The 5,993-nt window shown below is 78.0% G+C and carries 8 protein-coding genes and 1 pseudogene; 7 read left to right on the forward strand and 2 right to left on the reverse strand.

The genetic code is table 11. From position 1 onward, the window contains the following. Positions 1 to 322 precede the first annotated feature (322 nt). A complete protein-coding gene (locus tag HLB09_RS11795) occupies positions 323 to 499 on the forward strand; it encodes a hypothetical protein (protein ID WP_171203564.1) in 177 nt (58 codons plus the stop codon). Between the two features lie 54 nt (positions 500 to 553). Beyond that, positions 554 to 1,078, forward strand: coding sequence for a mycothiol transferase (locus tag HLB09_RS11800; RefSeq protein WP_171203565.1), 525 nt, complete (start codon positions 554 to 556; stop codon positions 1,076 to 1,078). Here the strand turns inward: HLB09_RS11800 and HLB09_RS11805 are convergent. Further along, positions 1,051 to 1,767, reverse strand: a complete 717-nt coding sequence (locus tag HLB09_RS11805; protein WP_212770965.1) for a trimeric intracellular cation channel family protein — start codon at positions 1,765 to 1,767, stop codon at positions 1,051 to 1,053. The two genes, HLB09_RS11800 and HLB09_RS11805, sit on opposite strands and share 28 nt — an antisense overlap. A gap of 124 nt (positions 1,768 to 1,891) precedes the next feature. Between HLB09_RS11805 and HLB09_RS11810 the strand changes: the two genes are divergently transcribed. After that, positions 1,892 to 2,281, forward strand: coding sequence for a hypothetical protein (locus HLB09_RS11810; protein ID WP_171203566.1), 390 nt, complete (start codon positions 1,892 to 1,894; stop codon positions 2,279 to 2,281). A 73-nt stretch (positions 2,282 to 2,354) separates the two neighbouring features. Continuing rightward, on the forward strand, positions 2,355 to 3,611 hold the full coding sequence (locus tag HLB09_RS11815; protein WP_171203567.1) for an acetyl-CoA C-acetyltransferase: 1,257 nt from the start codon (positions 2,355 to 2,357) through the stop codon (positions 3,609 to 3,611). 37 nt (positions 3,612 to 3,648) lie between these two features. Here the strand turns inward: HLB09_RS11815 and HLB09_RS11820 are convergent, their stop codons facing one another. Next, positions 3,649 to 4,353: an HAD family hydrolase gene (locus tag HLB09_RS11820; protein WP_171203568.1), complete on the reverse strand. Its 705-nt coding sequence runs from the start codon at positions 4,351 to 4,353 to the stop codon at positions 3,649 to 3,651. A 46-nt stretch (positions 4,354 to 4,399) separates the two neighbouring features. Here HLB09_RS11820 and HLB09_RS11825 point away from each other — a divergent pair, with 46 nt between their 5' ends. From HLB09_RS11825 to HLB09_RS11835, 3 genes and pseudogenes are all read left to right on the forward strand, one after another. Then, positions 4,400 to 4,954, forward strand: a complete 555-nt coding sequence (locus HLB09_RS11825) for a carbonic anhydrase (RefSeq protein ID WP_171203569.1) — start codon at positions 4,400 to 4,402, stop codon at positions 4,952 to 4,954. A 129-nt stretch (positions 4,955 to 5,083) separates the two neighbouring features. Next, positions 5,084 to 5,539 (forward strand): MaoC family dehydratase, encoded by a 456-nt coding sequence (locus tag HLB09_RS11830; RefSeq protein WP_322790155.1) that lies wholly within the window; start codon positions 5,084 to 5,086, stop codon positions 5,537 to 5,539. Between the two features lie 33 nt (positions 5,540 to 5,572). Then, positions 5,573 to 5,993, forward strand: a pseudogene (locus HLB09_RS11835) (hypothetical protein); the annotation flags it as partial.

Raw genomic sequence — 5,993 nt, forward strand, 5'->3', positions numbered from 1 at the left:
CGTGCGGCCACGTCGAGCTCGTCGGCGGCACCGACGCCTCGGCGGAGGGCGGGGTGCTGCGCTGGACGACGCCCGCGCTCGTCGCGGCCCACGGCGACTCCTGGCCGAGCGTGCGCCGGCGCCTGGACGCCGCCGTCCGCGCCCGCTGACCCCCCGGGGGGAACGGCAGGCGCTGGTCGGGACGAGGCGCTGGTCGGGCACGCGCTGGTCCGAGCGGGTGAGGCCGGGGGCGCCGGACGGGTGAGCGCTGCAGGCGGCCCTGGCGCGCGTCGACGCACCGTGCACGCGGGGGAGGGCCCCGCCCCACCCGTCGGAGGTCGACGTGACCGCTCCCGCCCGGATCCCCAGCCCCCGTGAGCCCCACGTGCTCGACGCGCTCATCGCCCACGCGCGGGCCGACCAGCTCGCCCGGCCGCGGGCCGCGCGGGTGCTGGCCGACGTCATCGACCGGCTCCTCGACGAGCGCCTGGCGGCCCTCGGCCCGGTGACCCGTCCCTGACCTGCCGGCTCCGCCCGCGGGCGCCCGCCCGACGCCGTGCCTAGCGTGGCGGCCATGGACGTCAGCCAGCTGCTGCAGGAGGTGCTGGGCCGCGCGAGCGCCCTCGCGCCCACGGTCGTCGACGGCCTCTCCGAGGAGGACCTGGCGCGGGCGCCGCAGCCGGGTGCCAACACCGTCGCCTGGCTGGTGTGGCACCAGGCGCGCGTCATGGACGACCACCTCGCGGACGCCGCCGGCCTCGAGCAGGTCTGGACGACGCCCGTGGACGGCGACGGCGGGCGGACCTGGGCCGACCGGCTGGCGCTGGACCTGCCTCGCGAGGACACCGGCTACGGCCACACCACCGACGAGGTCGCGCGCGTCCGGGCGAGCGCGGAGGACCTCGCCGGCTACGCCCGCGCGGTGGGGGAGCGCGCCGACGCGGTCGTCGCCGGGCTGGGCGAGCAGGACCTCGACCGCGTGGTGGACGAGGCGTGGGACCCGCCCGTCACCTACGGCGTGCGCCTGGCCAGCGTGGCCTCGGACTGCCTGCAGCACCTCGGGCAGGCCTCCTACGTGCGGGGCCTCCTCGGTCGCTGACGGCGAGGTCGCGCCCGCCCGACCCGCCCAGACCGCCCAGCCGGCCCGGACCGCTCAGGCCGCCCGGGCCGGCGGTCGGCGGGGACGGGCAGCTGCCACCGCAGCCGCAGGGTCAGCAGGCGCAGCGCCACGACCAGCGCGACGCCGGCCCCCGCGGCCACGAGCCCGTAGACCTGCAGGTGCCAGGTGACGGCGACGAGGAGCGCCCCGGCGAGGGCCGCCAGCGCGTAGAACTGCCCGTCGGAGAGCACGAGCGGCACCTCGCGGAGCAGGACGTCGCGGATGACACCCCCGCCCACGCCCGTCAGCACCCCGAGCAGGCAGGCGGAGGGCGGCGCCAGGCCGGCCGCGAGGGCCGTCGCCGTGCCCGAGACGGAGAAGAAGCCGAGCCCGAAGGCGTCCGCCACGCGCACCGAGCGCCGCAGGCGGGCGAGGCGGGGGTGCAGCCACCAGGCGAGGCCCGCGGCCGCCGTCGGCACCGCCAGGTACTTCCAGTCCCGCAGCGCCAGAGGCGGTTCCGTGCCCAGGAGGACGTCGCGCAGGAGCCCCCCGCCGATCGAGGAGACCATCGCGACGACGACGAGGCCGATGACGTCGAAGCGGGCGCGGACGGCGGCCAGCGCGCCGGCGAGGGCGAAGACGAAGACGCCCGACAGGTCGAGGACGAGGGAGAGCACGGTCGCGTCCACGCCGCGAGGCTAGGGGTCCCGGCTCCGGGTCCCGGTGTCGTCGCCCGGGCGCCCTGCCGGCGTCGCCGCCGGGCCGCCCGCGCCCGCGGTGCGCCCCCGCGGGGGCCGTGGCACTGTCGCTGGCATGCGCGTCCGCCACCTCGCCCCCGCCGCACCGCTGCTCCTCCTGCTCGCCGCGTGCGGCGCCTCCACCGAGACGGGGACGGAGACCGACCCCGAGCTCATCGCCCAGGCCCCCGACTACGACGTGGTCGAGGAGGACGGCACGGACGTCACCGTCGAGGTGCCGGAGACGCCCGTCGAGCTCGGCGTCCAGTCCCTCGTCGCGGACCTGCAGGAGGACCGCATCGAGGACGGGGTCTACATGCTCACGGTCCTCTGCGCGGGCAGCGGTGAGGAGGCCGCGACGGCCGAGTGGGCCCAGGGCGAGCAGGCCCTCGAGGAGGCGTCGCTCGACGAGGGCGAGATCGTCGTCGACGTGGCGCCCGACGTCACCTGCGAGCCCGCGTCCTGAGGAACCCTCCTCGAGCGCCGCTGCAGCACCCGCACCACCACCCCCCCCCGTCCTCACCGCCGAGGAGCCAGAAGTGCCCGACGCCGTCATCGTCTCCCTGGCCCGCTCTCCCATCGGCCGCGCCGGCAAGGGCGCCCTGGCCGGGACGCGGGCCGACGACCTCACCGCCCAGGTGGTGCGCGCGGCGCTGGAGGCGGTGCCGCAGCTCGACCCCCGCTCGGTCGACGACCTGCTCGTGGGCTGCGGCATGCCCGGCGGCGAGCAGGGCTTCAACCTCGCCCGCGTCGTCGCGGTCCTGCTCGGTCTCGACGAGGTCCCCGGCGCCACGGTGACCCGCTACTGCTCCTCGAGCCTGCAGACGACGCGGATGGCGATGCACGCGATCCGGGCGGGCGAGGCCGACGTCGTCGTGTCGGCGGGCGTCGAGGTCGTCAGCCGCTTCGCCCGCGGCTCGAGCGACGCACCCCCCGCGGACGCGCCCGCCGCGACGCCCGGCGGGGCGAACCCGTGGACCAACCCGCGGTTCGAGGAGGCCCGGGCGCGCACCGCCGAGCGGGCCGCCGGCGGGGCGCCGACGTGGCGCGACCCCCGCGAGGACGGCCTGCTGCCGGACGCGTACGTCGCCATGGGGCACACGGCCGAGAACGTCGCCCAGCGCTGGGGGGTCAGCCGCGAGGAGCAGGACGCCTACGCGCTGCGCTCGCAGCAGCGGGCGGCCGCCGCCACGGCCTCCGGCTTCTGGGCGCGCGACACCACGCCCGTCGTGCTGCCGGACGGCTCCGTCATGGACGCCGACGAGTCCCCGCGGCCGGGGACGACGGCGGAGGCGCTCGCCGGGCTCCAGCCCGTCTTCCGCCCCGACGGCACCGTCACGGCCGGCAACTGCTGCCCCCTCAACGACGGCGCGGCCGCTCTCGTCGTCATGAGCGACGTCCGGGCGCGCGAGCTGGGCGTCACGCCGCTGGCGCGCGTGGTCTCGACCGGCGTCTCGGCGCTGTCGCCCGAGGTCATGGGCATGGGCCCGGTCGAGGCCAGCCGCCGCGCGCTGGCCCTCGCGGGCCTGTCGGTGGGCGACCTGGACCTCGTCGAGCTCAACGAGGCCTTCGCGGCCCAGGTGGTGCCCGCCGCCCGCGAGCTGGGCGTCGACGAGGACCGCCTCAACGTCCACGGCGGGGCCATCGCCGTCGGCCACCCGTTCGGCATGACGGGCGCGCGGATGACCTCGACGCTCGTCCACGGGCTGCAGGAGCGGGACGGGACCCTCGGCCTCGAGACGATGTGCGTCGGCGGCGGCCAGGGCATGGCGATGGTGCTCGAGCGCCTGTCCTGAGACCCGCGCTCCTCCGCCTCGGACGGCCGGGCCGGGACTAGGCGGGCCCGGCGTCCCGCACGAGCGCGGCGAGCCCGCGCAGCGTCGTCGTCCGCGCCCTCTCGCCGGCGGGCCCCTCGTCGCGGCGGTCGAGGTGGACCGCCCGCAGGCCCGCCGCGCGGGCGGCCACGACGTCGAGGGCGTGGTCGTCGCCGACCGAGACGACCTGCGCGGGAGGTCGTCCGAGGCGCTCGCACGCGAGGGTGAAGACGCGGGGGTCCGGCTTGGCGACGCCGAGGGTCTCCGCGGTGAGCAGGGGGCCCACGCGTCCGGCGAGCCCCAGCCGGGCCAGCTTCGCCCGCTGCTGCTCCTCGACGCCGTTGGTCAGCACGGCCGTCGCCAGCCCGGCGCCGGCGAGCTCGGCGAGGGCGTCCTCGACGTCGTCGAAGGCCGTCCAGGCCGCCTCGTACGCCTCGAGGTAGCCCGCGAAGACGGCGTCGAGGTCGGCGTCGTCGCCGACGGGCAGCCCGAGCAGCGGCAGCACGTCGCGCAGCCGGCGACGGCGCTGCTCGGCGAAGGACGCCGTCCCGTCGCGCCAGGCGGGCAGGTGCCGGCGCTCGGCGGCGAGCCACGCCCCGAGCAGGTCCGCGGGCGCCCGCGGCGGCGCCAGCCGCGCGGTCCAGGCCCGCAGCGCCCGATCGACCGACCCGCGGTGGTCGAGCAGCGTGCCGTCGAGGTCGAGGAGGACGAGGGGGTGCGCCACCCGGTGCAGCCTGCCGCCCCACCCCGGCCCTCTCCCAGCCGCCCGGATGCCGGGCCGCCGCACCGCGCCGCGCCGCGACCTGGTGGGATGCCCTGCCGTGACCTCCTTCGACGACGTGCTCGCCGCGAACGCCGAGCACGCACGCACCTACACGGACACCGGCATGGCCGGGCGCGCGGCTCGGGGCCTCGGCCTCGTGATGTGCATGGACTCGCGCATCTCGCCGCTGGACATGCTCGGCCTGCAGCCCGGCGACGCGAAGATCCTCCGCAACGCCGGCGCCCGCGTGACGGGCGACGTGCTGCGCACGCTCGTCCTGGCCACGCACCTGCTCGGGGTGGAGCGGGTCCTCGTCGTCGCGCACACCGACTGCCGCATGACGAAGGCCACCGACGAGCAGGTGCACGCGACCATCGCCGAGAGCGCCGGGCTCGACACGCGCAGCCTCGAGTTCCGCACCATCCCCGACCAGCGGGCGACGCTCGAGCACGACGTCCAGCGCATCCGCAGCTCGCCCTACCTGCCCGCGGGGCTGCCCGTCGCCGGGTGCGTGTACGACGTCCGCTCCGGCCGGCTGGACGTCCTCGTCCCCGAGGCCTGATCGGACGTCCCGGCCCACGGGCCGCTCGCGACCCCGTCGGAGCAGCCCGCTCGGCCGCGCGAGGCGCCCAGGTCACGGTCTGGTCCGCGGGGGCGCGCGGGGAGGTGCCACTGGGGTAGACCTGTCCCCGTGGCGCTCGTCGTGGAGACCCCGGCCGACCTCCTCCAGCACGTGGGGGAGGACCTCGGCGCGAGCCGGTGGCACGAGGTGGTGCAGCCGGAGGTCGACGCCTTCGCCCGGGCCACCCACGACGAGCAGTGGATCCACGTCGACGCCGAGCGTGCGGCGGCGGGTCCCTTCGGGACGACGATCGTCCACGGCTACATGACCCTGTCGCTCGTCGTGCCGCTGAGCCACGACCTGCTGCGGGTCGAGCGCTCCTCCATGGTCCTCAACTACGGCCTCGACCGGGTCCGCTTCCCCGCCCCGCTGCCCGTCGGGTCGCGCCTGCGGCTCACCGGCACCCTCGCCGGCGCGACCGAGGTGGCCGGTGGGGTGCAGGTCGTCCTGTCCCTGCTCGGGGAGCGCGAGGGCGGCGAGCGGCCCGTCCTGGCCGCGGACGTCGTCTTCCGGCACCTGGCCTGAGGCGCCGGGACCCGTGACGCCGCCGTCCGCGCCATGACGCCGTCGCCGGTGCCGGGGCGCCCCGGGGGACCCGCCGACGCCGCGGGGCCGCCGCCGTCGTGGGCGCTGCTCGACGTCGCCACCGCGCTGGTGGGCGCGACGACCCGCGCCGAGGTGGTGGAGCGGGTCCTGCGGGCCGGGCTGCCGACGACCGGGGCCACGGGCGGCGCCGTGCTGCTGGGCGCGCCGGGGGAGGGGACGTCCGCGCTGCGGTGGTCGGCGCCCAGCCTCGCGCCCGAGACGCTCGACGTCGGTGGCGCCCCACCGCCGGACGACGACCTGCCCGAGTGCGCCAGCGCGCGCACCGGCCGGGTCGTCGCCGCCGTGACGGCGGCCGAGGTCGCCCGTCGCTTCCCCCGCGTCGTCGGCGAGGGGGCCGCCGTGGCCGCCGTCCCGCTGCGGGTGCGGGGGTCGG

Source organism: Pseudokineococcus marinus, assembly GCF_013004605.1.
GTDB lineage: Bacteria > Actinomycetota > Actinomycetes > Actinomycetales > Quadrisphaeraceae > Pseudokineococcus > Pseudokineococcus marinus.